At 61.8% G+C, this 26,141-nt stretch carries 29 protein-coding genes; 9 read left to right on the forward strand and 20 right to left on the reverse strand.

The window, feature by feature from the left end; all coding sequences use genetic code 11:
• The first annotated feature begins 56 nt into the window (after positions 1-56).
• Entirely contained in the window at positions 57-506 is a 450-nt protein-coding gene (locus GJR96_RS14435; protein WP_151163566.1) for a FlaD/FlaE family flagellar protein, read from the forward strand.
• A 51-nt stretch (positions 507-557) separates the two neighbouring features.
• On the opposite strand, the gene GJR96_RS14440 is transcribed toward GJR96_RS14435, so the two are convergent.
• Positions 558-1,700 (reverse strand): acyl-CoA dehydrogenase family protein, encoded by a 1,143-nt coding sequence (locus GJR96_RS14440; protein WP_151163567.1) that lies wholly within the window; start codon positions 1,698-1,700, stop codon positions 558-560.
• A gap of 117 nt (positions 1,701-1,817) precedes the next feature.
• On the opposite strand from GJR96_RS14440, the gene GJR96_RS14445 reads away from it, so the two are divergent.
• Both GJR96_RS14445 and GJR96_RS14450 read left to right on the forward strand, forming a co-directional pair.
• Positions 1,818-2,255 (forward strand): universal stress protein, encoded by a 438-nt coding sequence (locus GJR96_RS14445; RefSeq protein WP_151163568.1) that lies wholly within the window; start codon positions 1,818-1,820, stop codon positions 2,253-2,255.
• A 39-nt stretch (positions 2,256-2,294) separates the two neighbouring features.
• On the forward strand, positions 2,295-3,092 hold the full coding sequence (locus GJR96_RS14450) for an RIO1 family regulatory kinase/ATPase domain-containing protein (protein WP_151163569.1): 798 nt from the start codon (positions 2,295-2,297) through the stop codon (positions 3,090-3,092).
• Between the two features lie 24 nt (positions 3,093-3,116).
• Here GJR96_RS14450 and GJR96_RS14455 read toward each other — a convergent pair whose 3' ends face one another.
• The 6 genes from GJR96_RS14455 to GJR96_RS14480 all read right to left on the reverse strand — a co-directional run bounded on the left by GJR96_RS14455 (position 3,117) and on the right by GJR96_RS14480 (position 10,541).
• Entirely contained in the window at positions 3,117-5,378 is a 2,262-nt protein-coding gene (locus GJR96_RS14455) for a PAS domain S-box protein (RefSeq protein ID WP_191965873.1), read from the reverse strand.
• Between the two features lie 221 nt (positions 5,379-5,599).
• Positions 5,600-6,337, reverse strand: a complete 738-nt coding sequence (locus GJR96_RS14460) for an ABC transporter ATP-binding protein (RefSeq protein ID WP_151163571.1) — start codon at positions 6,335-6,337, stop codon at positions 5,600-5,602.
• Positions 6,334-7,140, reverse strand: coding sequence for an ABC transporter ATP-binding protein (locus GJR96_RS14465; protein ID WP_151163572.1), 807 nt, complete (start codon positions 7,138-7,140; stop codon positions 6,334-6,336). Before GJR96_RS14465 ends, GJR96_RS14460 begins: the two co-directional genes overlap by 4 nt.
• Entirely contained in the window at positions 7,140-8,237 is a 1,098-nt protein-coding gene (locus GJR96_RS14470) for a branched-chain amino acid ABC transporter permease (protein ID WP_151163573.1), read from the reverse strand. Before GJR96_RS14470 ends, GJR96_RS14465 begins: the two co-directional genes overlap by 1 nt.
• Positions 8,234-9,175 (reverse strand): branched-chain amino acid ABC transporter permease, encoded by a 942-nt coding sequence (locus tag GJR96_RS14475; protein WP_151163574.1) that lies wholly within the window; start codon positions 9,173-9,175, stop codon positions 8,234-8,236. Before GJR96_RS14475 ends, GJR96_RS14470 begins: the two co-directional genes overlap by 4 nt.
• A gap of 52 nt (positions 9,176-9,227) precedes the next feature.
• Positions 9,228-10,541 carry an ABC transporter substrate-binding protein gene (locus GJR96_RS14480; RefSeq protein WP_191965905.1) on the reverse strand — a complete coding sequence of 438 codons (1,314 nt, stop codon included), beginning with the start codon at positions 10,539-10,541 and terminating at the stop codon, positions 9,228-9,230.
• A 183-nt stretch (positions 10,542-10,724) separates the two neighbouring features.
• Here GJR96_RS14480 and GJR96_RS14485 point away from each other — a divergent pair, with 183 nt between their 5' ends.
• On the forward strand, positions 10,725-11,564 hold the full coding sequence (locus tag GJR96_RS14485) for a proline dehydrogenase family protein (RefSeq protein ID WP_151163576.1): 840 nt from the start codon (positions 10,725-10,727) through the stop codon (positions 11,562-11,564).
• Between the two features lie 75 nt (positions 11,565-11,639).
• On the opposite strand, the gene GJR96_RS14490 is transcribed toward GJR96_RS14485, so the two are convergent.
• Both GJR96_RS14490 and GJR96_RS14495 read right to left on the reverse strand, forming a co-directional pair.
• Positions 11,640-12,014, reverse strand: coding sequence for a hypothetical protein (locus GJR96_RS14490; protein WP_151163577.1), 375 nt, complete (start codon positions 12,012-12,014; stop codon positions 11,640-11,642).
• A 129-nt stretch (positions 12,015-12,143) separates the two neighbouring features.
• Positions 12,144-12,875, reverse strand: coding sequence for a helix-turn-helix domain-containing protein (locus GJR96_RS14495; RefSeq protein ID WP_151163578.1), 732 nt, complete (start codon positions 12,873-12,875; stop codon positions 12,144-12,146).
• 168 nt (positions 12,876-13,043) lie between these two features.
• Here GJR96_RS14495 and GJR96_RS14500 point away from each other — a divergent pair, with 168 nt between their 5' ends.
• Complete coding sequence (locus GJR96_RS14500) at positions 13,044-14,570, forward strand: aldehyde dehydrogenase family protein (RefSeq protein WP_151163579.1); 1,527 nt, start codon at positions 13,044-13,046, stop codon at positions 14,568-14,570.
• 73 nt (positions 14,571-14,643) lie between these two features.
• On the opposite strand, the gene GJR96_RS14505 is transcribed toward GJR96_RS14500, so the two are convergent.
• The 4 genes from GJR96_RS14505 to GJR96_RS14520 all read right to left on the reverse strand — a co-directional run bounded on the left by GJR96_RS14505 (position 14,644) and on the right by GJR96_RS14520 (position 16,180).
• Positions 14,644-14,871, reverse strand: coding sequence for a hypothetical protein (locus tag GJR96_RS14505; RefSeq protein ID WP_151163580.1), 228 nt, complete (start codon positions 14,869-14,871; stop codon positions 14,644-14,646).
• A gap of 376 nt (positions 14,872-15,247) precedes the next feature.
• Positions 15,248-15,679 carry an SRPBCC family protein gene (locus tag GJR96_RS14510; protein ID WP_151163581.1) on the reverse strand — a complete coding sequence of 144 codons (432 nt, stop codon included), beginning with the start codon at positions 15,677-15,679 and terminating at the stop codon, positions 15,248-15,250.
• Between the two features lie 42 nt (positions 15,680-15,721).
• Positions 15,722-15,946, reverse strand: coding sequence for a DUF7123 family protein (locus GJR96_RS14515; protein WP_058573606.1), 225 nt, complete (start codon positions 15,944-15,946; stop codon positions 15,722-15,724).
• Positions 15,947-15,997: 51 nt separating this feature from the next.
• On the reverse strand, positions 15,998-16,180 hold the full coding sequence (locus tag GJR96_RS14520; protein ID WP_058573605.1) for a DUF7525 family protein: 183 nt from the start codon (positions 16,178-16,180) through the stop codon (positions 15,998-16,000).
• A 189-nt stretch (positions 16,181-16,369) separates the two neighbouring features.
• Between GJR96_RS14520 and GJR96_RS14525 the strand changes: the two genes are divergently transcribed.
• Both GJR96_RS14525 and GJR96_RS14530 read left to right on the forward strand, forming a co-directional pair.
• Positions 16,370-17,581, forward strand: a complete 1,212-nt coding sequence (locus GJR96_RS14525; RefSeq protein ID WP_151163582.1) for an LEA type 2 family protein — start codon at positions 16,370-16,372, stop codon at positions 17,579-17,581.
• A 137-nt stretch (positions 17,582-17,718) separates the two neighbouring features.
• Positions 17,719-18,162, forward strand: coding sequence for a DUF7528 family protein (locus GJR96_RS14530; protein WP_191965874.1), 444 nt, complete (start codon positions 17,719-17,721; stop codon positions 18,160-18,162).
• Between the two features lie 10 nt (positions 18,163-18,172).
• Here the strand turns inward: GJR96_RS14530 and GJR96_RS14535 are convergent, their stop codons facing one another.
• The 7 genes from GJR96_RS14535 to GJR96_RS14565 all read right to left on the reverse strand — a co-directional run bounded on the left by GJR96_RS14535 (position 18,173) and on the right by GJR96_RS14565 (position 24,061).
• The gene (locus GJR96_RS14535) at positions 18,173-19,204 is read right to left on the reverse strand and encodes a phosphate uptake regulator PhoU (protein ID WP_151163583.1); all 1,032 of its coding nucleotides are present in this window, start codon (positions 19,202-19,204) and stop codon (positions 18,173-18,175) included.
• Positions 19,205-19,333: 129 nt separating this feature from the next.
• Positions 19,334-20,398 carry an ATP-NAD kinase family protein gene (locus tag GJR96_RS14540; RefSeq protein ID WP_151163584.1) on the reverse strand — a complete coding sequence of 355 codons (1,065 nt, stop codon included), beginning with the start codon at positions 20,396-20,398 and terminating at the stop codon, positions 19,334-19,336.
• 266 nt (positions 20,399-20,664) lie between these two features.
• A complete protein-coding gene (locus tag GJR96_RS14545; RefSeq protein ID WP_151163585.1) occupies positions 20,665-21,360 on the reverse strand; it encodes a competence/damage-inducible protein A in 696 nt (231 codons plus the stop codon).
• 53 nt (positions 21,361-21,413) lie between these two features.
• Positions 21,414-22,175 (reverse strand): DUF5803 family protein, encoded by a 762-nt coding sequence (locus GJR96_RS14550; RefSeq protein ID WP_151163586.1) that lies wholly within the window; start codon positions 22,173-22,175, stop codon positions 21,414-21,416.
• 4 nt (positions 22,176-22,179) lie between these two features.
• Positions 22,180-22,857 (reverse strand): DUF2110 family protein, encoded by a 678-nt coding sequence (locus tag GJR96_RS14555; RefSeq protein ID WP_151163587.1) that lies wholly within the window; start codon positions 22,855-22,857, stop codon positions 22,180-22,182.
• A 3-nt stretch (positions 22,858-22,860) separates the two neighbouring features.
• Complete coding sequence (locus tag GJR96_RS14560) at positions 22,861-23,391, reverse strand: transcription factor (protein WP_151163588.1); 531 nt, start codon at positions 23,389-23,391, stop codon at positions 22,861-22,863.
• Positions 23,392-23,518: 127 nt separating this feature from the next.
• Complete coding sequence (locus GJR96_RS14565) at positions 23,519-24,061, reverse strand: tRNA (cytidine(56)-2'-O)-methyltransferase (RefSeq protein ID WP_151163589.1); 543 nt, start codon at positions 24,059-24,061, stop codon at positions 23,519-23,521.
• A gap of 145 nt (positions 24,062-24,206) precedes the next feature.
• On the opposite strand from GJR96_RS14565, the gene GJR96_RS14570 reads away from it, so the two are divergent.
• Together GJR96_RS14570 and GJR96_RS14575 are read left to right on the forward strand one after the other, a co-directional pair.
• Positions 24,207-25,103 (forward strand): SDR family oxidoreductase, encoded by an 897-nt coding sequence (locus GJR96_RS14570; protein ID WP_191965875.1) that lies wholly within the window; start codon positions 24,207-24,209, stop codon positions 25,101-25,103.
• An 86-nt stretch (positions 25,104-25,189) separates the two neighbouring features.
• Entirely contained in the window at positions 25,190-26,125 is a 936-nt protein-coding gene (locus tag GJR96_RS14575; RefSeq protein ID WP_151163591.1) for an NAD-dependent epimerase/dehydratase family protein, read from the forward strand.
• Positions 26,126-26,141: the final 16 nt, after the last annotated feature.

The raw sequence follows: 26,141 nt of genomic DNA on the forward strand, positions 1-26,141 counted from the left end.
CATTATATCCAAACGGCCCGAACGCTTAATCGGGATGGATACAGAACCACCAGTAGATGCCGCTCGACCCAAGACATCACGACGTTGCAGAACTCCACCACGCTGTCGATGGAAGGAGCGATGCGTCGTTCGATTGGGTCGACGACCCTGTGGACCACACCTGGCGCGAGACCGTCTACCACCGGCTCCTCGCGACGACGGCGATGATAACCTCAGACGGCGACGTGTACCTCGAATCAATTCCACGGACACCGCGCGCCGAGAACGTACTCCTCGACTGGTGTGTCCACCTCGTCGAACGTCTCGGTGGGCGCGGGGCACTCCTCATGGTCTCGTACTACCGAGACATCGGCTGGATTGGCGACGACCCCCACGACACGATTCACGAGCGAATTCTCTCCTTCACCGTGCCGTCTGACTTCGAAGACGCACCGACAGAAGAAGACCACGTCCAGAGTCTCTCGTACATCGCCCGACTCGCGTCGATGGACGACGAGGACGACTGACGTCGGAGCGAGAGCGAAGGTCGACCAGTTCGCTGTTCGACAGCGACCGTTTCAGAGTCCGAGTTGTCGGCCGATGACGAGGTGCTGAATCTCGCTCGTCCCCTCTCCAATCTCCATCAACTTCGCGTCGCGGTAGTATCGTTGCGGCGCGAAGTCGGTCGTGTACCCGTACCCGCCGAGGACTTGGACTGCGTCTTCGGCGACTTCTCGTGCCGCTTCCGAGGCGTCGAGTTTCGCCAGTGCGGACTCCTGGCTCACCCGATTGCCAGCGTCGTACTTCGTCGCCGCCTTGTGAGTGAGGAGGCGTGCTCGCTCGGTCTTGCGATACATCGAGACGAGTTTGTCGCGAATCGCGTCGAACTTCGAAATCGGTTGTCCGAACTGTTCGCGCTGGCCGGCGTACTCCTTCGCGTGGTCGTACGCACCCTGTGCGAGGCCGACAGAGAGGGCCGCAATCGAGATGCGTCCGCCGTCGAGCGTCTTCATCGTCTGCTTCCAGCCTTCTCCTTCCTCGCCGAGGAGACGGTCTTCGGGAATCCAACAGTCGTCGAACGAGAGTTCACACGTCGGCGAACAGTTGAGACCCATCTTGTCCCACACAGTGGTCACTTCGAACCCATCGTCGTTCTCCGGGTCGACGATGAACGTAGAGATGCCGTCGTACCCCTCACCGGGATCCGTGACGGCCTTGACGAGCACCGACCCGGCGACGTTCGCGTTCGTGATGAACTGTTTCGTTCCGTTGATGACGTAGCCGTCGCCGTCTCTCTCGGCGACCGTGTCCATGTCGCTCGCGTCACTTCCCGACCCCGGTTCCGTGAGTGCCCACGCACCCATGTGTTCACCAGTCGCGAGGGGGCGGAGCCACTGTTCTTTCTGTGCTTCGGTTCCGAACAGTTCGAAGGGTTTCGAAGCGAGACTGACGTGTGCCGCGTACGACAGGCCGATGCCCCCCGAGACGCGTCCTAACTCTTCGACGACGAGCGAGTACATCAACTGGTCACCGCCGAGACCACCGTACTCTTCGCTGATGGGGACGCCCATCACGTCCAGTTCGGCCAACTGGTCGAAAATCTCCGCGGGGAACCGGTGTTCGTCCTCGATGTCCTGCGCGATAGGTGCGATTTCCTCTTCGCAGAATTCGCGGACGGTGTCACGAATCATCCGGTGTTCCGCCGGAAGGTCGAAGTCCATGAGAGCAACTATCGCCGAACGGGACATAAACCAATCGAACGACCATGATGATTATGGGCTCTCAGTGTGTGGGAACGTCCGACCGCTTCTTTCACCCTTCGAGAACGACCGTCTCGTATGTACTCTCACATCCTCTTTCCGACCGACGGGAGCGAGTGTGCCGACGCCGCACTTGACCACGCACTGGACCACGCCGAGATGTACGACGCGACGATTCACGCACTCTACGTCGCCGACGTTCGGGAAGTCGGTCACGCCGCGCCCGCCGTCTCTCTCGGGAAGGTCCGGGACGCACTGCACGATAGCGGACGGGACGTCCTCGAACGCGTCGCACGCACGGCCCGTGCTGCCGGCATCGACGTCGAGACGACGGTCACGGAAGGAACACCCGAGAGCGAGATACTCGAATTCGCCGACCGAGACGACATCGACCTGGTAGTGATGGGAACCCACGGCCGGAGTGGCCTCGACCGTTACCTCATCGGGTCCGTCGCCGAACGGGTCGTCCGCAGTTCACCCGTCCCTGTGTTGACCGTCCGACAAGAACCGGAGTGAGCCCACGACGTTAAGCCATCCCTCGTCATACGAGGGTTCATGGACCTCCGTCGGCTCGTCCGTGGCCGTGTCGGGTGGCCTCGTCTCGAGGCTGTCGTCCGTGAACTAACGCGACGATACGACCGCCAGCCCCTCCACGTTCGTTTTCTCGAAGCAGACAACTGGCTCTCGACACCGATGGTCGTGGACGACGAGTGGTTCGTGAAAGTCATCTCCCGGCAGAACTCGCTCGTCCACGCGCTGTTTACGACCGGACGAAACCTCGGTGCGTTCTCCAGCGGAACCGAGGGGTTCTTCGAACACTTTGGGACACCGCTCGAGATGGCCGAACACGAACTCGAAGCCACGAAGCATCTGCGTGAAATCGGACTGAACGCCCCCGCTCCGGTCGAAGCGTTCGAAGTCGAAGGGCTCGGTGTCCTCGTCTTGGAGTACCTGCCGGATTTCCACACGCTCGATACGGCACCGCGAGAGGAAGTCCTCTCTCTCGCACCGGACCTCTTTTCTGCCCTCCACAAGATGCACGACAACCACCTCGCCCACGGTGACCTGCGGGCCGAGAACGTCCTCGTCCGCGACGATGGCATCTACTTCATCGACGCGACCAACGTCAACGACGAGGGGATGCACGACGCGCGTTCGTACGACTTAGCGTGTGCGCTGGCGGCCCTCGAACCACTCGTCGGGGCGAGGGACGCTGTCGTCGCCGCGGCGACGGTGTACGAACCGACCGAACTCCTCGACGCCGTCGACTTCCTCGACTTCGTCAACATCCGTCCCGACCACGACTTCGACGCGGCGGCGCTCAAAGGCGAGATAGAAAAGCGGGTCACGTGACGGTCCAGCGTGCGTGTCGTCGGATTACGTTGCTTTCTCGAGTCGAATCTCGAAGACCGCTCCAGATGGGTCGTTGTCGCTGACGGTGACGCTCCCTCCGTAGTGGTCGACGAGCGTCTGGACGAGGTACAATCCGAGTCCCGTCCCGCTACTTTCGAGCCCTCGTTCGCCTTTGCCGAAGATAGCGTCGCGCTGTGATTCGGGGATTCCCGGCCCGTTGTCTGCGATTCGGACGGTGATGTCGCCGTCGCCTTCTGTCGCGGACACTACCACTTCGGGAACGTCGGCCCGAGTGTGCTGGATAGCGTTGTTCAAGATATTCCTGAAGACCGATTCGACCATCTCGTCTGCACACACCGGTGTCGACGGGATTTCACCCTCGATGCGGATATCCGCGTCGGGGTTCGCGTGGGCGAGTTCGTCGACTGCCGCGTTCAGCGGGTGGGTGAGTGAGATTGCAGTCGTCCCGTCGGTTTCGTCAGTCAGGAGTGTCGCCATCAACTCTCCGACGGTCTGTGTCAGTTCGACGACGTGGTCCGACTTTTCGGTGATAGACGCCAACTGACCGCGTCCGTCTTCGTCGACGTGGTCTTCGAGCAGTTGACTCATCCCGAGGACGATTTGCATGTCGTTTCGGATGTCGTGTCGGACGATTTCGTTGAGCAACTCTAACTGTTCGTTCCGGTCTTCGAGTGTCCGTTGGTACTCTTTGAGGTCGGTGATATCGCGGTTGATGGCGACGAACCGAACGACTTCGTCGTCGACGACGATTGGTGCAATCGTCTGGTCGACGTAGAACTCCGACCCGTCCTTTCGGGCGTCGACCATCCCCTCGTAGTGCCACTGTTCGCCGTCCAGTATCGTTTCCCAGAGGTCGTCGTAGAACTCGTCGTCGTACCGACCAGACTGGAGCAACGCCGGCGTCTCCCCGACGACTTCCTGTTCGGTGTACCCCGTCTGTTCCTCGAACGCAGGGTTCACGTACTCGATGATGCCGTCGGTGTCAGTGATGTAGATGGCGTGCCCAGCGTGTTCGATGGCTTCCCTGTAGGTCTGGAGCGTTCGGACGTGTTCTCGTCGACTCGTGATGTCGCGAGCGAGCGTGAGCATCGCGTGCTCTCCTTCGTACTGTATCGAGACGGCACTCACTTCGACGGGGAACGTCTCACCGCTTGCAGTCTCGAACGTCGACTCGAAGACGAACCGGTCAGACGACTCCACGTCGTGGAACCAGTTGTCTTCGTCCAAGTCGACGACGAACGACGACAGATGTGCGCCGAGGAGGACAGATTCGTCGTATTCGAGGCGGCCGAATCCCGTGGTGTTCGCCCCCAGAATCTCACCGCGTTCGAGCGAGTAGACGACGACTATGTCGTCCATACTGTTCAGTAATCTGGCCTCACGGTGTCGTGTCTCGCCCGCCGCAATCGAGTTGGCAAGCGTATCTCCGACCTCTTCGAGGATTGCACGCTCACGCCCGTCGAACGCAGATTTTCTGTCTGCGTAGATGGAGAGGACACCGTAGCGCGTCCCGTTGTAGACGAGGGGGACGGCCATACTCGATTGGTATCCTCGTTCGCGTGCCGCGTCGCGCCACGGTTCGAACGCCGGGTCTTCGTGGATGTCTTGCATGACTGCCGATTCGTGCGTTCGGGCGGCAGTCCCTGCTGGCCCACGGGAGGTCGGTCCGTCGGTAACGGTAATCGTGATGCTATCGAGGTATCCGTCTTCGACGCCGGCAGACGCCCGCTGGACGAGTTCGTCGTCTTCGACGTCACCAACCCACGCGAAGACGTAGGGGTCTGCCTCGGCGAGTGTCTCACAGACTGCCTGTTCGAGTGTCTCGCGGTCGTCGGTCGTCGCAATCTGGCGATTTATCTCCCGGACGGTGTCGAGAATCTCGCCGGTCGTCTCCAGTTTCTCGGACTCCGCCGACCGCAACACCGTCGAATAACCGAGCGTCGTGCTGATGCCCGCGCCGCCGAGGACTGTATTGGTGATGAGATAGTTCGCGTGGACGATGGTGGCGCCGTGTATCTGCTGATACGAGACGAAGAGACCACCGATGGCCGCACCGACGAGTGCACCTGCAACGAGCCACGCGTCGAGGTGCCAGACTCTGGTCGTCGAAAGCGTACTCTGATAGAAGAAGACGCCCGCAAAGACGAGGCCGACACCGACGAGTACCATCGGCAAGACGCTCAGTAGGAGGCCGACGAGCGGTTCGCCGTCCTGTGCGTGCTCCCACCCGACGAGGAGTGCAACGGCGCCGAGGATGGCAGGCAATGCGGAAGAAACCGTTCTGGAATATCGTTCTCTGGAGATGACCATCTGCCTCTGAATGACGTGTGTTCGTGACTATCCGGGAGATACCACCGAATGAGAATTGATAATTTTGTTGGTAGCTACCTCTCAATAAATTATTTTTGGCTAACAGGTCTGGCGAGTGGGCACAGTCGCTCTCGTCGTCGAAGTCACGATAAAGAGTGTGACCGCGTCGGACCGACTTACTCCCCTTCGACGCCCTCGTAGTCTGCGCCACCCATGTAGAGACGCGAGACTTCGGGGTCGTCGAGGAGACTGCCGGCCTGACCCTCGTAGGCGACGGTGCCCTGGTCGAGGACGTACCCACGGTCGGAGATGGCGAGGCCCTCGCGGGCGTTCTGTTCGACCATCAACACCGAGGTTCCGAGTTCGTTCACCTTCTGAACGTCTTCGAACACCGACTGAACGATGTTCGGAGCGAGACCGGCCGACGGTTCGTCGATGAGGAGTACGTCGGGGTCCATGACGAGTGCGCGGGCGAACGCGAGCACCTGACGTTGGCCGCCAGAGAGCGTCTTCGCCTTCGCGGTGCGCTTCTCGTCGAGGATGGGGAACTGGTCGTACAGTTCGTCGATACGTGCTTGCAGACCCTGTTTCCGGGCGACGCCGCCCATCTTGAGGTTCTCGTCGATAGTGAGCGACGAGAACACGTTGTCGACCTGTGGGACGTATCCCATGCCGGTTCTGACGAGGTCTTCTGGGTCCTCGCCTGCGATGTCTCGGCCGTCGAGTTCGACCGTTCCGGTCCACGGTTTGAGGAGTCCGAAGACGGTCTTGAGGACCGTCGACTTCCCTGCACCGTTCGGACCGATGATGCAGACGATTTCGTCTGACTTGAGGTGCAACGTCAGGTCGCGAAGGACCTGCACCTCACCGTAGCCACTGTCGACGCCTTGCACGTCGAGTGCGCGGTTGCTCATGGGCCTGCACCTCCGAGGTACGCTTCGATGACTCGTTCGTCCGTGCGGACGTCGTCTGGCGTGCCTTCCATGAGCACCTTCCCCTGGTCGAGGACGATGATGGGGTCGGCGAGGTCCATGATAAACGGCATGTCGTGTTCGATGATGAGGAAGGTCTGTCCCTCCTCGTTGAGTTCGCGGATGAACCGCTTGATGTCGTTCGCCAGCGTCGGGTTGACCCCGGCGACCGGTTCGTCGAGCAGCAAGATGTCCGGGTTCGTCGTGAAGGCGCGCGCCAACTCGACGAGTTTCAACTGCCCGCCCGAGAGGTCCGTCGACGGTTGGTCGATGAGGTGTCCAATCTCGAAGCGTTCGAGCAGTTCCCGTGCTTGTTTGATGTTCGCCCGCTCTTCCCGAGTGACCTCGTCACCTGAGAAGAACAGCGAGAACACCGACTCACCGGCCTGTGGGCCCGGGCCGACGAGCATCGCTTCGCGGACCGACATCCCTTCGAGACGCCGAGGCGTCTGGAACGTCCGAACCAGTCCCTTTCGGGCGCGTTCGTGCGGTTCTAAGTCGGTTACGTCGTCACCGTTGACCATGACGCGACCAGCGTCGAGTTCGTAGAACCCGGAGATGAGGTTGAACAGCGTGGACTTCCCCGCGCCGTTCGGGCCAATCATCCCCGTGATGGTCCCGCGTTCGACTTCGATGGAGACGTCGTCGGTGGCGACGAGGCCACCGAACGCCTTCTCCAGACCGACTGTCTTCAACACGGCGTCGCCTTTCCCGAGGTGTGCGCCCTCGTACACGTCACCGGACATCAGTCGTCACCTCCGGTCTGTGGTTTCGGCGACCCACCGCTGGGTGCCGTCCCCGTGTCCTTCGCGGCCGGCCAGATGAGTTCGTCCTTCGGTGGAAGGAGTCCATCCTGCCGGTAGCGCATGATGAGGATGATGAGGACACCGACGAACAGGAGTCGGAGCGGTGCGACGTCGAGTCCGAGCGACCCAATCGCCGGCACGTCGTTGAGGAACCGCGTCCCCTCGCGGATGGCAATGACGACGGCGGCACCGACGACTGCCCCACGGTTCGACCCAGTCCCGCCGAGGATGACGGCAATCCAGATGTAGAACGTCGTCAGGGGGACGAGGTCGGAGGGGTCGATGTACAGGTTCAGGTGCGCGTAGAACGCCCCGGCGACGGCCATGATGACGCTGCCGATGACGAACGCTTGCATCTTGAACTGGTACGTGTCTTTGCCGAGTGCCTTCGCGAGGTCCTCGTCGGACCGGATGGTCCGCAGGACACGCCCCCACGGCGATCGGTGGGTCCGCCGGAGGAACAGGTAGATGAGTATCCCGAGGACGACCACGACACTTGCCGTCGTCGCGAGTCTCGTGAGCGGCAACCACGGGATGAGCGCGGGAATTCCGCTGATTCCGCTCGACCCAGCGGTCCACTGCCGTTCGTTCAGGATGATGAGACGGATGACTTCCGCCAACCCGAGACTGGCTATCGCGAGGTAGTCTTCGCGGAGGCGCAGCGTCGGGATACCGATGAGTATCGCGACGAGGGCGCTCACGACGATTGCCGCGAGGAACCCGAAGACCGGGTGGAGGCCGAGTCCGAGCGGCGAGTTGGGTGCGGTCAAGAGTGCCGCACAGTAGGCACCGAGGCCCCAGAACGCCGCGACTGAGAAGTTGATGAGACCGGCGTACCCCCACTGGACGTTGAGTCCGAGCGAGAGCAGTGCGTACATCCCGACCAGCGATATCTGGAACAACAGGAAACTCAACCCGACGACGCCGGTGACGACGCCGACGACGAGGAGCACCGTGATGAGTCCCAACGTGGCGAAGATGCGACGCTCGGTCTTGTCGCGAACGACGGTCTCGTTCACCCAGGTTGCGACACTCATCCGCTCTCACCTACGATTCCGCTCGGTCTGACGAGCAAGATTGCGACCATGATGACGAATGCCACTGCGGCGGCGTACCGCGACCCAACCGGGATGATTCCCCACTGGTTGAACAGCGGGACGAGTTCGTGGACCATCCCGATGACGAGGCCACCGAGCATCGCGCCGTACACGGACCCGATGCCGCCGAGGATGACTGCGGCGAACACGATGAGCAGGATGTCGAAGCCCATGCGGGGGCGTACGAGTTCTTCCAGTCCGAGGAAGACGCCGCCTGCGGCGGCGAGTGCGCCGCCGATGAGCCACATCGCGATGATGACTTCCCGCGTGCGAATGCCGCTGATTCGTGCGAGGTCCGCGTTGTCGGCGGTCGCACGCATCTTCCGACCAAGTGTCGTCCGCGTCAGTGTCAGGTGGAGTCCCACGACGAGGACCGTCGCGAGACCGACGACCACGAGGTTACGCGGTGTGACCGCGACCCCGAAGGATTCGCGGACCCACGGAATCGGCCCCTGACGGGTCACCCCGTAGCGCTCGGAGTCGGACCCGAACGACAGGAAGACCATCGCCCGGTAGACGAGGGCGACCCCAATACTCGTGATGAGGAGTCCGATGGACCCTGACCCTTTCATCGGTTTGTAGATGATTCGGTCCGTGACGACAGCGATGACTGCCGCGGCGAGCATCCCGAACGCGAGTGCGAGGAAGAACCACAACGGCAGTCCGAACACGCCCGCGTCGCCGAGTGCCGGTTGCAAGAACGACACCGAAAACAACGCGGAGAACGCGCCCACGGTCATGAGGTCACCGTGGGCGAAGTTCGCGAAGTCCGCGATGCTGTACACTAACGACAGGCCGATGGCCGCGAGTACGATGATGCTCGAGAACACCACGCCGTTGACGACGTACTGGAACGGGCTGATTTGAAGCGGAATCACCGCTTCGACCCCCTTCGTTCAGACGGTTGGCGCGCGGTGCGTACGTGCATGATTAGCTGGTGATGTAGTCGCCGAAGACGTACTCGTGGTTCTCGACGCTGTAAATCTGGTAGAATCCCGGCGGGTCACCGTTCTCGTCGAGGTCGACGGGACCGCTGACACCCTGATAGTTGATGTCGCTCGGTGAACCGCCGTCTTTGAGGATTGCTGCGGCCTCTTCGAAGTTGAACACTTCTTCGCCCTCGGGACGGGTCACGTCGCGGACGACCGACGCGAGTGCGTCGCCGCTGAACTCGTCTGCCGCCTCGATTGCGAGGGCAGCGACGGTCACGGCGTCGTAGGCGTAGGCAGACCAGACGGTCGGCGTCGCGTCGTACGCTGACTCGAACGCGGAGACGAAGTTCTGGTAGTTCTCCTGGTCCTGTGGGGCGCTCTCGGTGATGCCCTTCATGCCGTCCATGCTGCCTTCCGGCGTGTTCTCGATGATGGAGTCGGCGACGGTCGACTCTGCACCGTAGTAGTCGACAGCGGTGTTGTACCCCTGGTCGAACCCTTCGTTGACCATGACGGTGTACTCGTTCGCGTACGTGAGGAACACCCACGCGGTGGCGTCCGTCGATGCCATCTCGGTGAGGATACCACTGTACGACGACTGTCCTTGGTCGTGCGGTTCGTTGTAGGAGACGGTACCGCCGAGTTCGGATTCGAACGTCTCGGCGAACACGTCAGACAGGCCCGTCCCGTAGTCGTTGTTGATCCACGTGACGGCGACGTTCTCGTGGCCGTCGTCGTAGACGAGGTTGGCGAGTGCCGTCCCCTTCGCCGCACCGGACGGACTCATGCGGAGCAGTTCCGGACGCGTCGTCAGTTCGGGACTCGTACTGTTTTGGCTAATCTGTACGACGCCCGCGTCGTTCGTGACGCTGTCGTGGATTGCGATGGACACACCGGACCCGACAGACCCGATGAGCAGTGGGACGCCGTCTTGGTTGACGAGTTTCTGCGCACCGTTGACGCCGCCCTGATTCGTACTCTCGTCGTCCTCGACGGAGATGTTGAGCGAGACTCCGTCGTCACCGATACCGACTTCGTTGACTGCTTCGAGTGCCAGTTCGCGGCCACGGGTGTTACGCTCGCCGTACGGCGCGAGTGACCCAGTGAGCGAGTCGACCATCCCGATGGTGTACGAGGAAGCGCCGTCTCCGCCGTCGTCGCTCGCAGTCGTCGTCTCTTCGGTGTCGTCGCCGCCGCCACCGCCACCCGATTGCTCGGTGGTGGTCGGTTCTTCTTCTTCGCCTTCGAGACAACCGGCAGTCGCGCCGACGAGCGACAGTCCTGACAACTTCAGCAAGGTTCTGCGGTCTATGTCTTGCGGTGTCATAACATGGACTTCTCGCCGATTGTCGTAAATATACCTGTAACCGTCCATGGTCGGGATTGGACGATTTCGGGTACGCGAACACGAGTAGTGTTTAATTTTCGATGCCTAATACTCAGAATAATTTGGTAGGGTTCCCCTTTAGGAGGGGACTCTCAAAACACGGGAGCGATGATACCCCCCATCGCGAACAAGTTCGTGGCGGGTGAGACGGCCGAGAGTGCAGTCTCGCACGTCGAGTCGTTGAACCGTGACGGAGTCTCGGGGATACTGAATCTACTCGGTGAGCACTACAGTGACCGACGCGGCGCGGATGCCGACGCCGAAGCGTACGTCTCGCTCGTTCGCGACGTCGCCGCGGCGGATATCGACGGGTGCATCTCGGTCAAACCGTCGCAAATCGGCATCGACGTGAGTGACGGTGTCTTCCGAGAGAACCTCAACCGAATCGTGGAGGCGGCCTCCGAAGAAGACATCTTCGTCTGGGTCGACATGGAAGACCACACGACGACTAACGTCACTCTCGACGCAGTCTGTGACCTCGGCCACGAGACGGACGGAACCGTCGGCGTCTGCGTGCAGGCGAACCTGAAGCGAACTCCGGACGACCTCGAACGGTTGGCGTCCGTCCCCGGAAAGGTTCGACTCGTCAAGGGCGCGTACAACGAACCGGCGTCCGTCGCCCACAAGAAGAAGGCCAAAGTCGACGAGGTGTACCGTGACCTCCTCGAGTACATGTTCGCCGAGTTCGACGACGGCGTCGCCGTCGGCAGTCACGACCCGGCGATGCTCTCGTACGCACGCGAACTCCACGACGAATACGGGACACCCTACGAGGTGCAGATGCTCATGGGCGTGCGCGAGGATGCACAGCGCGAACTCGCTGCCGAGGGCGTCGACGTGTGGCAGTACGCTCCCTACGGTGACAAGTGGTTCCAGTACTTCTATCGTCGCGTGCGCGAGCGAAAGGAGAACGCGTTGTTCGCACTGCGGGCGGTTGTCGGTGTCTGAATACCACGGGGTTTGACGCTAGTGGGGTTCGACAGAAACTGACCTCATTTGCGGACGCCGGACAGAGACCGTACGTCACATGTATCTCGATGCGCAGAGATAGTCAAAATCGACATCTCTCTCGGTTATCTTGATGTCCATAATTCTGTTCTCACACGTTCTGCTGAACACAGGTCTGTATTCATGGGTCGTCTGGGTATCGTCAACTGCTAGTTCGATGTGGTCGATAGGACCTGCGACGTCCGCCAGTTCGTAGCTTTGGTTTGCTCGGAACGTCCCCGAATATTCGAACAGTTCCGTCTCGTTCGCCGACAGAACGCACAAATCGATTTCGACTGACTTCTCGGTGAAATTTCGAGCAGTCAGTTTGACCGGTTGCCCGTCACCGAGGCACCCTGTGAGGGGAACAATCGAGAGAAGGGTGGTAGACAGGAGGGACCGACGCTTCATGGAAATAGTCGGATAGTGTCGTTCAAATGTCTTTTGGGGCACTCCTTCGGCGTACGGGCCACGTATTCAGCACGCCCGTCGAAACCCCACCGAACACAGAAAAACTCGGCAGACAGGGCCTCGGTTCGGCTACTGCGGGTCCAACAGTTTCGATTCTGCTTTTCGCAGGTGTTCGAGCAACGTCGTCTTCGAGATGTCGAGCATCGACGCGAGTTCGCGGGTCGACACCTCGCGTGGCCAGCGGTAATAGCCCTGCTCACGCGCCAGTTCGAACGCCTCTCGCTGACTCTGGGTCAACGTGTCGAGTTGTCGCTCTCGCTTCGGTTCTGCTCCCGTCGCGGACGTTATCGACTGGACTTTGATGTCCGCTCCGCTGTTGTCCATGACCGCGTCGATTCGGTCCCGTATCTCGGTTCGTTCGCCGGCGTACCAGACCTGCCACAGTTCTCTTCCGTCTTCTATCCGTGCCGGAGCACTGTGGACGAACCCCTGTTCGAGCAAGTATGGATTAATCATGTCTCCCGGGTCGTACTCCAAGAAGAATTCGCGTGCGACCGACCCCGGCGCGACCTGTCTCCCTCGTGAATCGAACCGCTCCTGAAGTTCGAGTACGTCGCCGGTCAACGTCGAGTCGGCGATGGTGTCGAGGAGTGTCTCTACGACGTCTCCGGACTCACCGTAGGCGGTGAACAGTCCGTTCATCCGACCGCTCGGTCGTTCGATTTCACCGGCGGGCGTATCGTAAATCGCGTGTGCGAGAATCCCTCCGTCGTGTTTACTCGTCGCCTCTATCGCCCAGCAGTTCGGATGCCAGAGGTCGAGCGTCAGGCGCGTGCCTTGCCCTGCCATGCGCTCGCTCATACCGCGCCGTAGTAGGTGTGAGTGTAAGACCTTGTCTATGGTCACAACGCGTGACAGTACCCGTAATTCGTCTCTCTCGGTCGTCGGCACGATGGCCGACGCGACGGGGGTGACCCTCCCATGGGAGGTGCCGGGGTTATTAATGTAAGTTCCGCAAATACCACCATCATGGCGCAGGATGTCTACCGACACTATATAAACGGCGAATGGACAGACGGCTCCGGCGAGGAGACGTTCGAGAGCGAGAATCCGGCGACCGGCGAGACGCTGGCGACGTTCCGTCGCGGAACCCCGGAAGACATCGACGTTGCGACTGGCGCGGCGGACGACGCGTACGAGGAGTGGCGTGACCTCTCGCACATCGAACGCGCAGAGTACCTCTGGGAGATTTACCACGAACTGCGTGACCGAACCGAAGAACTCGCAGAAGTCGTCACCAAAGAGTGTGGCAAGGAAATCTCCGAGGGTCGCGCCGACGTCATCGAGGCGTACCACATGGTCGAGTGGGCCGCCGGTGACGCCCGTCACCCCAAGGGCGACGTCATCCCCTCCGAGATTCCAGCGAAGGACGCCTACATGCGCCGCAAGCCCCGCGGCGTCGTCGGGTGTATCACGCCGTGGAACTTCCCGGTCGCCATCCCGTTCTGGCACATGGCCGTCGCACTCGTCGAGGGGAACACGGTCGTCTGGAAACCTGCTGAGCAGACGCCGTGGTGTGGACAGATTATCGCCGAGATGTTCGAAGACGCCGGCATTCCGGACGGCGTGTTCAACATGGTACAGGGCTTCGGCGACGCCGGTGCCTCTATCGTCGACGACGAACGCGTCGACAGCGTGCTCTTCACGGGGTCCGCCGAAGTCGGCCACGAAGTCGCGAGCAAGGTGGCCCAGCAACCCGGCAAACTCGCCGCGTGTGAGATGGGTGGCAAGAACAGCATCATCGTCACGGAGAAGGCGGACCTCGACATCGCGGTCCACTCTGCGGTCATGTCGTCGTTCAAGACGACCGGCCAGCGCTGTGTCTCGTCCGAACGCCTCATCGTCCACGAGGACGTCTACGACGAGTTCAAAGAGCGCTACGTCGAACTCGCCAAAGACGTCTCCGTCGGCGACCCACTCCGCGAAGACACCTTCATGGGTCCCCTCATCGAGGATGGCCACAAAGAGAAGGTCACCAAGTACAACGAACTCGCCAAGAAGGAAGGCGTGAACGTCCTCGTCGACCGCACCGAACTCAACGACGACGAGATTCCAGATGGCCACGAGGACGGCCACTGGGTCGGTCCGTTCGTCTACGAGGCCGATGCGAAAGAAGACCTGCGCTGCACGCACGAGGAAGTCTTCGGTCCCCACGTCGCACTGCTCAAGTACTCCGGTGACATCGAAGAGGCAGTCGAGATTCAGAACGACACCGACTACGGCCTCGCCGGTGCCGTCATCTCCGAGGACTACCGCCAAATCAACTATTACCGCGACAACGCCGAAGTCGGCCTCGCGTACGGGAACCTCCCGTGCATCGGTGCCGAGGTTCACCTGCCGTTCGGTGGCGTGAAGAAGTCCGGTAACGGCTACCCGTCTGCTCGCGAAATCATCGAGGCAGTCACCGAGCGCACCGCGTGGACGCTCAACAACTCGAAAGAGATTCGCATGGCGCAGGGCCTCTCTGCAGACATCAAGACGAAAGACGACGAGTAAGTAGACTCGCACGAACGGTCGTAACGGGATTTTTTGACCGGCAGTCTCTCCGGAGTCGGCGGACGCTTCAGACCTACTCTCTGTGACGTTGGAACAGTATCCAGCCTCCGGCGACGAGTCCGACGAGCAAGAACGCCGCCGCGAAGAACGCCGACTGCGACCCGAGGACATTCGACAGTCCGAACAGGTCGATTCGGTTGACGTAGCCGAGGCCGACGAAGAGTCCGAAGACGACGGCGGCAGCACCGACTCGCAGTCCGAGGTCCGTCAAAAACTGGCCGAGCGACGAGTCAGACGACATACAATCTCACCCAGACTCAGCGTCTTGAGACTGACGGAAGGCACTCGAAGTGAGGACTAAGGGGGAGTGACGTCGCTCGACGGTGTGAAAGTCACGAAGGGAGTGGCCCTCCGTGTTCGCTCGCGTCACCAGTTGGCGGAGTGAGACGAGGCGAGGGGTGCGCCCCCTCCGGGCTTGGGGGCGCGAAACGACGTGGCCACGTCGTTGGAAGCCGCAACGGACCCCGATACGTTGCAGCGAGTGCGGCGGATGTGGAGTCGCCGACGTCTGGCGAGAAAAGCGCCTATTGCGTCGGCGATTCTGGCTAAGGAGCCATGGTGTATAAACCCACCGTAACACTGTATAGCGTGTCCCGTGCGCGCGCACTGCCGCTGTCTCACTCGGCCGATTCGAGTTCCTGTCGAAGCGCCGCTTCGAGGTTGTCGAGTTCGCGGTCGAGGTTTCGCTCGAAGAACGTCTCGACGCCCGGGAGTCGGCCGTCGACGACGAATTCGTTGACGAGTCGGCACCCTTCCTCGCTCGGTTCGATAGTGTGCTCACCCGTGACCCGCATCACGCGCGAGCGACCGACGAATTTGACGTGAGTGGGTTCTTCGACTGTCACGTCTTCGGTTTCGACTTTGACCGTAGACCGGACGAGCGGAATCGGGAGTTCGAGGTACCACGTCGCGTGGCGTCCATCGTCGGAGATATCGAAGCGTTCGACGACACTGATAGCTCCCGCTCGTTTCGCTGGGTCGGCGATAAACTCCCAGACGTCCTCGCCGGGGGCGTCGAACTCGAACGTTCGTTTCACGCGGACGGTCATGCGATAGCATCACTCCTCGTCAGTAAAAAGCCGCTGAATCGATTAGCTCAGGGTGACGCGCCAGGTGGTCGAACGGGCACGACCCCACTTCTCGATTTCCACGTCTTCAGATTTCTCAGCCAGGTGGGGGAGGCGGGAACCAACTTGCTTTGCGGTCAGACCAATCGCTTCGGCGATGTTCTTCGCCCGGAAGTACCCCTCTCCGCGGCTAACGCTATCGCGGAGGTATGCGATAATGCGTTGTTCCTCGTCGGTGTACTCGGTCATCCTCGCCCCGTCTAGGGAATGTGCGCTCTTAACGGTTACTTGTATTCTACGTTACTGGAAGATGTGAGCGCCGGAGACGGCCAGCGAGGCGGCGATAATTGCCACCGCGAAGCCAGCCGCTTTCGTCAGTTGGTCCGGTCCAGCAACCATCAGCCCTGCACCGACGAGCGTGAGCACGCCGAACAACGCCGCAAAGCCGATGGACTTGTCGGATTGCACCGTCTTGGTTTCCATATCGACGAACTTCTCGGGTGCGTACTTAGTTCATTCGACAGCGAGTGTCGCGTGACCGGTTCTCATCGACGCGGGTCGTGTCAGTGGCACGTCCTCTCCCGAAGGCCTGCTTCGCGCATCATGTGACCACGACACAAAGGCGTCGTCGGGCGTTCGACATTTGTACCAGTAGCTTCCTGTGACTCTACGATGGGATTGACATCTGTGCTGTTCGGCGGTAAACTCCGAATCGCACTCGCCGCACTCCTCCTTGTCGGAGGCGGCGTCGCTGGGGCGTTCGCCATGGGCGTCCTCGGCGTCCCGAGTGTACAGGGCGTCGACAACCGATTCGCGGGCGTCAACGAGACGGCGACGGTCATCGAGTCGGAAGTCAACGTCGCGAATCCGAATCCGCTGTCTGCGAACCTCTCCGGTGTCAGCGTCGACTACACGGTGTCGATGAATGGACTGGAGATGGTGAACGGTGAGAAAGACGGCGTCGCCATCGGGAGCGGAGAGACGGCAATCCCGCTCCAGACGACGCTCTCGAACGACCGAATCCCCGCGTGGTGGGTCTCGCACGTCCAAAACGGCGAACACTCCACCCTCCGCGTGGACGCGGACGTTAGCTCCGAGACACTCGGGCGCACGTTCGAGGCACCGGAGATATCCCGCGATATCGACACGGACCTCCTGTCGTCGTTCAACTCTACCGAGACGCGCAAGGTGAACGCCGACTCGGCAGTCGTCTCCGACCCCGTGTTGTACATCAACGAGACGAGCGCCGAGTGGGGCGAAGCGACCGAAGACCGCACGGCACTCGAACTCACGTTCGTCGTCCACAACCCCAAGCCGTACCCCGTCGCCGTCTCGGAACTCGGGTACAACATCTCGATGAACGACGTGGACGTGGGCGAGGGAGCGACGGAGTCCGGGTACGTCATCCCGGCAGAGTCCACCAAGACTATCGAGGCCACGACGTACATCGAAAACGAGAACCTCGACGACTGGTGGGTGACGCACCTCGAACGGAACCAGACCACCGACCTCCGCATCGACTTCTACGCGAAACTCGACGCGGCCGGGACGACGTTCACCGTCCCGCTCGACCCGCTAACCTACGAGAAGACGTTCGAGACGGACATCTTCGGCACCAAGGCCGAGTCCGACGCCAGCACGTCGGCGGACTCGTCGTCTGCGCCCGACTCCTCGGGCGAATCGACCACGACGCAGTCTGGAGAGACGACAACCGAGCAGCGTGACGCGACGACCACTGAGTCCGATTCGACCACTGAAACGACGACTGCGAGCCCAACGCCGACACCCACACCCACGCCAACACCGACGCCGACACCGACCCCCTCGCCGACGCCGACGACCACCGAATCGGGCGGGACGACGACTGACGACGGATTGTTGTAAGTATCCGGCCGTCGCCGACGAACCGTCGGTGATTTCTGGCCCAGCCGACAACTCTTTATTTGGGGACACGATAGCACTGTGTATGACACGGAGTACCCACGCTCCTGATCGAGTTCTTCTCCCGTGATGAGAACCCTGTGACCGTCGAGAGCGACGACGAAACCATCGTCCTCACTATCGGCGGCCAGACCTGTGAATTGTCCCGTGACGCCGCTGCCGACCTGCAGGAAGCCATCGGTTCGGCGCTGACCGAGAAACGCGAGTTCTTCCGGACTGCCGGTGAGTACCGGCAGGACGGCAGTTACGTCGTCTCCAGACGCGGCGCAGACTCGACCGGGAACGCGAAAGTGTTCGCCAGCTTCGAGGAATTGCAACGCCTGTACAAACGGTTGCCCGAGACGTTCGACGCGGACGACGTCGGCCGAACCGGTATCACCGGGTCGCGGCGACACATGATTATCCGCCATCTGGGTGAGCATCCGGCGTTCGACTGTCGAATCGCCAGTCGGAACCCTCTGACCGGCGAGAAGCAATCGACCACCGGCGACGACCGCAAAGAAGTAGAGGTTCTCGCCGACTGAGCCTCGTCGCTCAGTCGAGCGTGACGTGTTCTGACTCTTCGTTGAGCGCCAGGTTTGCCGCGATTTCGGCGTTCCGCATCGCGTACTGTGCGGTCTGCTGGAGACTGACGAGTACCTCGCGAATCTGGAGGAGTTTCTCGTTTTCCATCTCCGGGAGGTCGTTGAGGATGTCGCGTTCGCGGTCACCGATTTCGCGGTAGAGTTCGCGGCACTCGATGGTGAGGTCGTAGTCGCGTTCGACGACGGCCCGAACCGCCGTCTTCGTGATTTCGTCCACGTGGTCGGTGAACTCGCGGATGCGCCGCATCGTGGACTGGTCGACGTCGATGGTGTGGCCGTCGGCGTCCATGACGATGTTGGCGATGTCCTCGGCGTTGTCGGCCGTCAGTTCGAGGTTCTTCGCGACGGCGCGGTAGCCGATGAGCGGGAACCCCGAGTCGAGGCCGACGGCCCGTGCGAGGTTCGGGTTCTGGTACGACGTGAAGATGAGGCGGAGCAAGAGGACGAAAATCTTGTTCGCCTGCCGTTCACGGTTGAGGGCGCGCTGTGCGAGGTCAGGGTTGCCGTGGGCGAGTGCCTTCACAGCCTCGCCACGCATCGTGCTGCCCGTGTTCTCCAGTCGTTCGAGCAAGTTGTCGAGGGTGAAGTCCTCCGCATCGACCGAACAGCGAATGGCGATTCGCTCCGGTGTCTCCTCGATGACGCCGAGACCCATGAGTTGCGTCTCGGCTTTGTAGACGGCGTTGATGTGGTCGGAGTCGAGTGCGCCTTCGCTCTTCTCGATGTGGATGACGCGCCGCCCGAGGACGTACTGTGCGACGATTGCCCGTTCGAGGGCCTCTGCGTTCAGGTTGTCCGCTCGAATCGTCGCCTTCGAATCTTCGTTGCTGACCGATTCGGGGAGGACGGTCAGCGTGCCTTTGCCACTGGTACGAATCGACACTTCGTCGCCCTTGTCGACGTTGTGTTCCTTGGCCCACTCCGCTGGGAGCGTCATCGCCAGCGTGGAGGGACCGAGACGCTGGACTTTCCGGGTTTCCATGGTGACTGACAGCCATTCAATGACCTTAAATCCCACTATATGCCAACCTTTGTGAACAATTATTTGGGATTCACCTTTCACATAATTACCCGTACTAGAGCACTTCTCAGCCTGAATCCCGGGGCGTCGCTACTCGATTTTCATCATCCGTCGTTCGACGCGGCCGACACGAACCTTCGTCCACCCTCGGAGTTCTTCGTCGAGTTCCGTGTCGTCGGTATCGACGCGGAGGAACGGAATGGTGTCCAACTTCGACCGTGAGGCGACGATTGACACGTCACACCGGCGAATCACGTCCGGAGACAGTTGCGGGTTTCCACGGCCGAAGACGAACCCTTGCCCGCCGATGGGCGTGACCACGATGACGTTCTCCTCGCCGAGGTGCGCCAGAATCTCCGCTTCCGTCGCGTCGCGGACGAGAACCTCCCCGTCACGATACACGTCCACCCCGAGGGGCGACCCGTCGATTCCGAGTTCGGCTTTGACGGCGCCGACGGTGCTTCCGGGCCCGAGGACGTACGTGACGCCCGCCTCGGCACGGATATCGTCGGCGACGCCGGCAGCGAGGGCCTCTACTGTGCCGGTGCTCGTCTGTTTCGACGATTGCAAGTCTTCTGCAACGGGGACGTGTGCGACTGCCCTGAGTTCCGGGTGAACTTCTCCGGCCCGATAGTCGTCCTCGTCGATATCCATGACCTCGCGGGCCTCGGTTCGCTCGAACGTCGTCGCGACGGCGGCGGCGTCCTCTGGGGAGACAGCGAACACCGACGAGTAGACTTTCACACCGGCGGGGACGCCGAGCATCGGCACGTCACTCCCGTCGAGGGCGGCGGCGACGTCCGCCGCCGTACCGTCTCCGCCGACGAACAACACGAGGTCCACGCCGGCGTCGACGAAGGCGGTGACTGCGGCAGTGGTGTCGGACGCATCCGTCTCGTCGCCATCGGGTTCGCCGAGCACCTCCGGGTCGAATCCTGCGTCCTCGACGAGAGATGCACCCATCGGGTCACCCCACGTGAGGAGCGTCGTCTCGGGTGCGGCGTCGTACAGTCGAGAGAGTGCCCGGGAGGCACGCGCCGGTGCTCGTGGCTCGGCACCTCTCTTTCTGGCCTCCTCGACCTTTCCGTCGGTCCCCTTCAACCCGACTCGGCCACCCATCCCCGCGACGGGGTTGACCACGACGCCAATTCGCATACTCGAACGAACCAACGCACGCGGCAAAAACACCCCGATGCCGCGGTGACTCTGACGACGTGCCGACGGGTACTGTCGTGTATTATGCACGACCTGACTGTCGCCGGAACCTCACCGTTTAAGAACTGGACGGGGCAATTGTCATCTATGATTCCGTTAGAAATAGCCGAGCAGGTGTTGCCGATGTCGGAGACGGCCGGAACCGTCCTCCTCGTAGGTATCGCAATGACCGCCGGGTGGCTCTGGTACCTCCAGCGCTGACCGGGCTACGCTTCTTCGAGTAGGTCGACTCGTTCTTCGAGCCACGCCGCCGCCGATTCGACGGTGTCCTCGTCGTCGCCAGCGAGTTTGATGCGGACGTGGTCGCCGGGGTAGCTTCCGACTGTCACGTCGAACGCCGCCTGAACCGCTTGGAAACGCTCGATGAGCGAACTCTCGGGTTCCGACGTGTGCACGAACCGGACGTGCGTCTGCTCGCCGGAGAACTCGTCGGCGACTCTGTCGAACATCGCCTTCATCTCACGGGGGACGCCCGGCAGGACGTAGACCGAACCCAGCACTGCACCGGGAGCGACGCCTTCGCCGTTCGGGAGCATCCGCGCGCCGGCGGGGAGGTCAGTCGTCCCTTCTACGAGGTCCTTCGCCGAGTAGCCACCGTTCGTCTCCAACCACACTTCTGCTTCTTCGTTGCGTTCCAGTGAGCGCCCGAACGCGGCGGCGACGGCGTCCATCGTCACGTCGTCGTGCGTCGGACCGAGTCCACCGGTGACGACGACGGCGTCGTACTCGGCGTGATATTCGTTGACGACGCGGGCGATGTCGCCGATTCGGTCGGGGAGCGTCGTCACTCGCTCGACGGTGACGCCGCGGTCTGTCAACTGTTTGCACAACCACGTCGCGTTCGTGTTCTGTGTGTCCCCGGCGAGCAGTTCGTCGCCCACGGTGACTACGGCGGCTTGCATACCCCGGCCTAGGGTCGTGACAAGCAAAAAGGCGTCCGCACCGGCGTGTTTCGTTACCGCTTCCTGTCGCGGTCTTCCACGTCGAGGCCGAGTTCTTCGCGGCGTTCGCGAAGCGCCTCGATTTGCCGGCGATAGTAGAGAATCCCGGCCCCGCCGACGAGGAGCGAGACGGCCGCGACGGCGGCGAAGATACCGAGGTCACGCTGGAGGTAGAACTGGACGACGACGCTGCCGTCGGTCACGTTGGTCCATGTGATGTGCAACTGGTCGTCGACGAGTTCTGTCTCGTAGCCCTGCGGACGGACGGACCCGAAGATTGGGAAACTCACGCGTCGGTCCGGCGGCAACACCACCTCGTAGGACCCCTCGACGAGCACGGGAAGCGAGAACCGCTTCGGCGTGGACGACGAGGTGAACGCGAGTTTGCCCTCACTGTCGGCGTCCGACGGGAGCGTGACGTTCGTGATGCGGTTGTTCTGCGTCACGTCACCGCCGCGGGCTTTCAGTTCTGTCCCGTTCACGACGGTCCCGTTCGGATAGCGGTACCGGAGCGATTCGACTGGGAGCGGCGTCCTGCTGCCGAACCCGTCGAACCGGTAGAGTTCGACCGACGACGAGTTGACCTCGTACACCGCACGGAACCGTCCGTTCTGCTGGACCGTGATGTGGGCGTCCGTCTCGGCGTCCCACGTGTACGACGCTGTGGGCTCGGAGTCCAGACGCTCGTTCGAGACGCTCGACGTGCCGCCGAGACACCCCGCGGTGACGAGGAGGAGGGCGAGTCCAGCAACGCCGACGAGGAGTCGCCTGTTCATCGTCTTACTGGCCGATGACTGCCTTCAGTTCCGACGGCAGGTACGAACCGATACTCGCGAGGAGTCCCGGCGGGTCGGTCTGGTCCTTACAGACGATGCTCTGTTCGAGGAGACCGAGTCGTTCCACGGTCACGATGTCGTTCGCGTGGCCGGCGCGGTTGACCGTCGCGCGGACTTCGCCGCGCGTCGCGCTGTTGACGTTGACGCGGCCACTGCCACGAGTCCAGTCGTAGAGTTGGTCGACCGTGTCGTCGGCCAGGCGGGATGGCTCGTCCTCGCCGCCGTAGACGAACGAAAGCGGGACGTGTTGGACGAGGCCGAACCGGTCACGAATCTGCGTCGCCGACCCGCGACCGAGGCCGAGTTCTTTGGTGGGGATACGAATCTCACGTCCAGCGTCGAGGATGAATCCGTCTTCGTCCCAGTGTTCGAGCGTTCCGACGTACGTCTCTCCCGCGGTGAGGTGTGGCGTGACTTCGCCCCACTCCTCCCGGAGGACGTTCCGTGCGACGGTTTCGTCGTCGCCCGAGACAGTCACGGAGATGAAGTCGTCGTCGCGGATGCCGATGTCGTATTCCACGTCGAGGCTGCCGATGTCGTTGGCGACGAGAGACGTGAGACTATCGAGCGCGCGGTCACGTGCGTCGCCGTCGATGTAACACTTTGTTGCGAGTACGACCATCGATTAGTTCGTACCCGTGACTTCGACGTTCAGTTCGTCTCGCAGTTCGTCGATGCGGTGTTCCATCGCGTCAACGAGGTCGACGTTGTCCATCGGTTCGAGCGGCGCACCCGTCTCGGGACACTGGAATCCCAGTTCCATCGCTTCAGAGAACTCGAAGCGGATGCCGGCGGGTTCAGAGAGATAGAACTCGTGGTTACGTTCGTAGTCGAGACGCTCTTCGAGCGCCTCTAAGAGCCGGTACATCTCTTCTTCGAGGTTCTCCGGGATGTTTTCGTAGTGGAACGTCCAGAGGTAGGTGAGCCATCCAGAGTCTTCGTCGCGGACGCGACGATACGACGCGAGGTCGTTCTCGTAGAGGATGAAGAGGGCGCGACGAACGTCGTTGAGCTCTAAACCGAGCTCTTCGGCGAGTTCTTCGTCGGTTACCTCGCCGTCCGGGGGTGCCGCTGCGACTGGCATCCCCGTCGGCCCAACCAACTCGTGGAGGTACTTCTGGATAACAGGGTCGTTCAGTAACTCCTCAAAAGCCATTGTCCGAAATGGCGTCAGGAACGCCATTAAGTCTTATTACTCTCGCGCACACGGAGAACCGACCGGTGACGGGACAATTCGGCGGCGAGACAGGTCGTGTGTCTCCGTCTCGACCGTTAAAACGCGCTCACTCGTCGTCGGCTGGGACGACTTTCTTGCCAGTCGCCATGGGGACGACTCTGTTCTCGGCGTCTTCCCACTCGCGGTCCAGTTCGCGTCCGTCGAATAGTCTGTCGAGGAAGACGGCGAGGCCGGCGACTTCCGAGTGCGGTTGGTTCGTGACGCCGACGTTCCAGTCCGCTTCGTCGTACACCTCGAACGGGACCTTCTCGCCGCCGACGACGACGAGGAGTGGTTCTTCGGCGTGCGCCTCGCGGATGTCAGCTTCCACGTCTTGAACGCGCTCGCCGTACATCGTGAGGTGGACGATTTTGCCCTCCCAGTTGCGGATGACGCCGTTGAGTGCGTCGGTGAGTTCGACGGTGAACGGCCCGCCGAACCGCCCGGTGATGTCTTCGACTGTCTCCAGCGACTGCCCTGCGTTGTCCGGGAAGATGACCCGGTCAGCACCGAGCGCTCGGGCCGTCAGGCCGACGTGCGTCGTCATCCGGTCGTCCCGTCCCGGTCGGTGTCCGTACCGGAGGACGGCGACTTCGGGTTCGTCTTGCATGCCTCTCCGAAGACGGTGGAGGAAAGTGGTGCTTTCGGAACGTCGCCGTCGATTCGACTGCGACCGGTCGGAATTGGTGACTCTCCAGAAGTGGACACCCGCCCCCCTCCCGAGGTTTATGACCGATGACGGCCCACCACCCCATATGAGTCACAGACCGGAGGTCGGCGCAGGCGTCGAGGGAATCGACCTTTCGAACCGGACTGCGCTCGTCACCGGGTCCACCGCCGGAATCGGTCGCGAGACGGCGCTCGCACTCGGCCGACTGGGGGCGACCGTCTTCGTCCACGGTCGAAATCGTGATGCTGGCAGGCAGGTCGCATCGGCCATCGACGACGCCGGCGGTGAGGCTATCTTCTTCCGCGCCGACCTCGCGGACGTCGAGACTGTCCACCGCCTCGCCGACGAGGTCCGTGACCGAACTGACCGCCTCGACATCCTCGTGAACAACGCTGGGGCGCACTTCTCGACGGGGCAACTGACCGCAGACGACGTCGAAAAGACGTTCGCCGTCAACCACCTCGCACCGTTCGTCCTCACGCACGACCTGCGTGACGTCCTTTCCGAGGATGGTCGCGTCGTCACCGTCTCCTCGGGCGTTCACCCACGCGCTGACGGCACGTTCGACGTGACGACAGTAGACCACTACGACGGCCTCGACGCCTACGCTCGGTCGAAACTGGCGAACATCCTCTTCACGGTCGGTCTCGCCCGCCGTCTCGACGGACCCACGGCGAACTGTTGCCATCCGGGACTCGTCCCGTCGAGTCACCTGTGGCGGGAGGCGTCGATTCCGGTTCGTCTCGGGGTTGGACTGCTCTCACTCCTCCCCCATCGACTCGTCAGCGGGTTCGCCGACACGCCCGCGACAGGCGCTGAGACCACGGTGTACCTCGCTGCGTCTCCTGCAGTCGAAGGAACAAGTGGACGATACTTCTCTGATTGCGCACCCGAGGAACCCTCGGCGCTCGCCACCGACGAGGCACTCGTTCGGAAACTGTGGGAGTTGAGCGAGGAGTTGTCCGGTGTCTCGTGGTCGTGACCGTCCGCTCGCCCTCCCGGCGTCGGTGCATCGCGGGCACACCGAAAGGGGAAACGGACTTACCACTCCGTCGAATCATCTGAGACATGTCGTTAGCACTCTCTGACAAGCGCGTCCTCGTGACAGGAGGCGCGGGTCTCGTCGGTTCTCACATCGCCGCCCATCTCGCTGCGGACAACGACGTCGTCGTCGCGGACGACCTGTCGAAGGGGACCCGCGAACGCGTCCCCGACGGCGTCGAGTTCGTCCAGGCGGACATGACGGACCCCGACGACGTGGCCGCCGTCGTCACCGACGACCTCGATATCGTCTTCCACTTCGCCGCCTACACGGACACGAACTACCACGACCCCCGGCAGTTGTTCGAGGAGAACACCGAGATGACGTACAACGTCCTCGAACGGATGCAGGCCGTCGGCGTGACCAACATCGCCTTCACCTCGTCTTCGACCGTCTACGGCGAGGCACCGCGCCCGACGCCTGAGGACTACGCCCCGCTCGAACCCATCAGCATCTACGGGTCGTCGAAACTCGCCGACGAGGGACTCCTCTCGACGTTCGCCCACTCCTACGACTTCACCGTCTACATGTACCGCTTCGCCAACATCGTCGGGCCGAAGCAACGCGGGAACGTCATCCCCGACTTCATCGAGAAGTTACTGGAGGACCCCGAAACGCTCGAAATCCTCGGCAACGGCCGACAAGAGAAGTCCTACCTCCACGTCGAAGACTGCGTCGAGGCCATGTGCCACGTCGTCGAGAACGCCGAACGCGACTACAACGTCTACAACCTCGGCACGCGGACGACGACGTCCGTGACGACCATCGCCAACATCGTCGCCGACGTGATGGGGCTCGACCCCGAGTACGAGTACACCGGCGGTGACCGTGGGTGGACCGGCGACGTGCCGAAGATGCGCCTCTCCGTGGAGAAACTCTCCGCACTCGGGTGGGAACCCGAGGGGTCGAGCGACGACGCGGTTCGCCGCGCCGCCGAAGAACTGTACGACGAACTCTCCTGAGGTCTGCGGCGGTCCT

This window comes from Haloferax litoreum (assembly GCF_009674605.1).
Taxonomy (GTDB): Archaea; Halobacteriota; Halobacteria; order Halobacteriales; family Haloferacaceae; genus Haloferax; species Haloferax litoreum.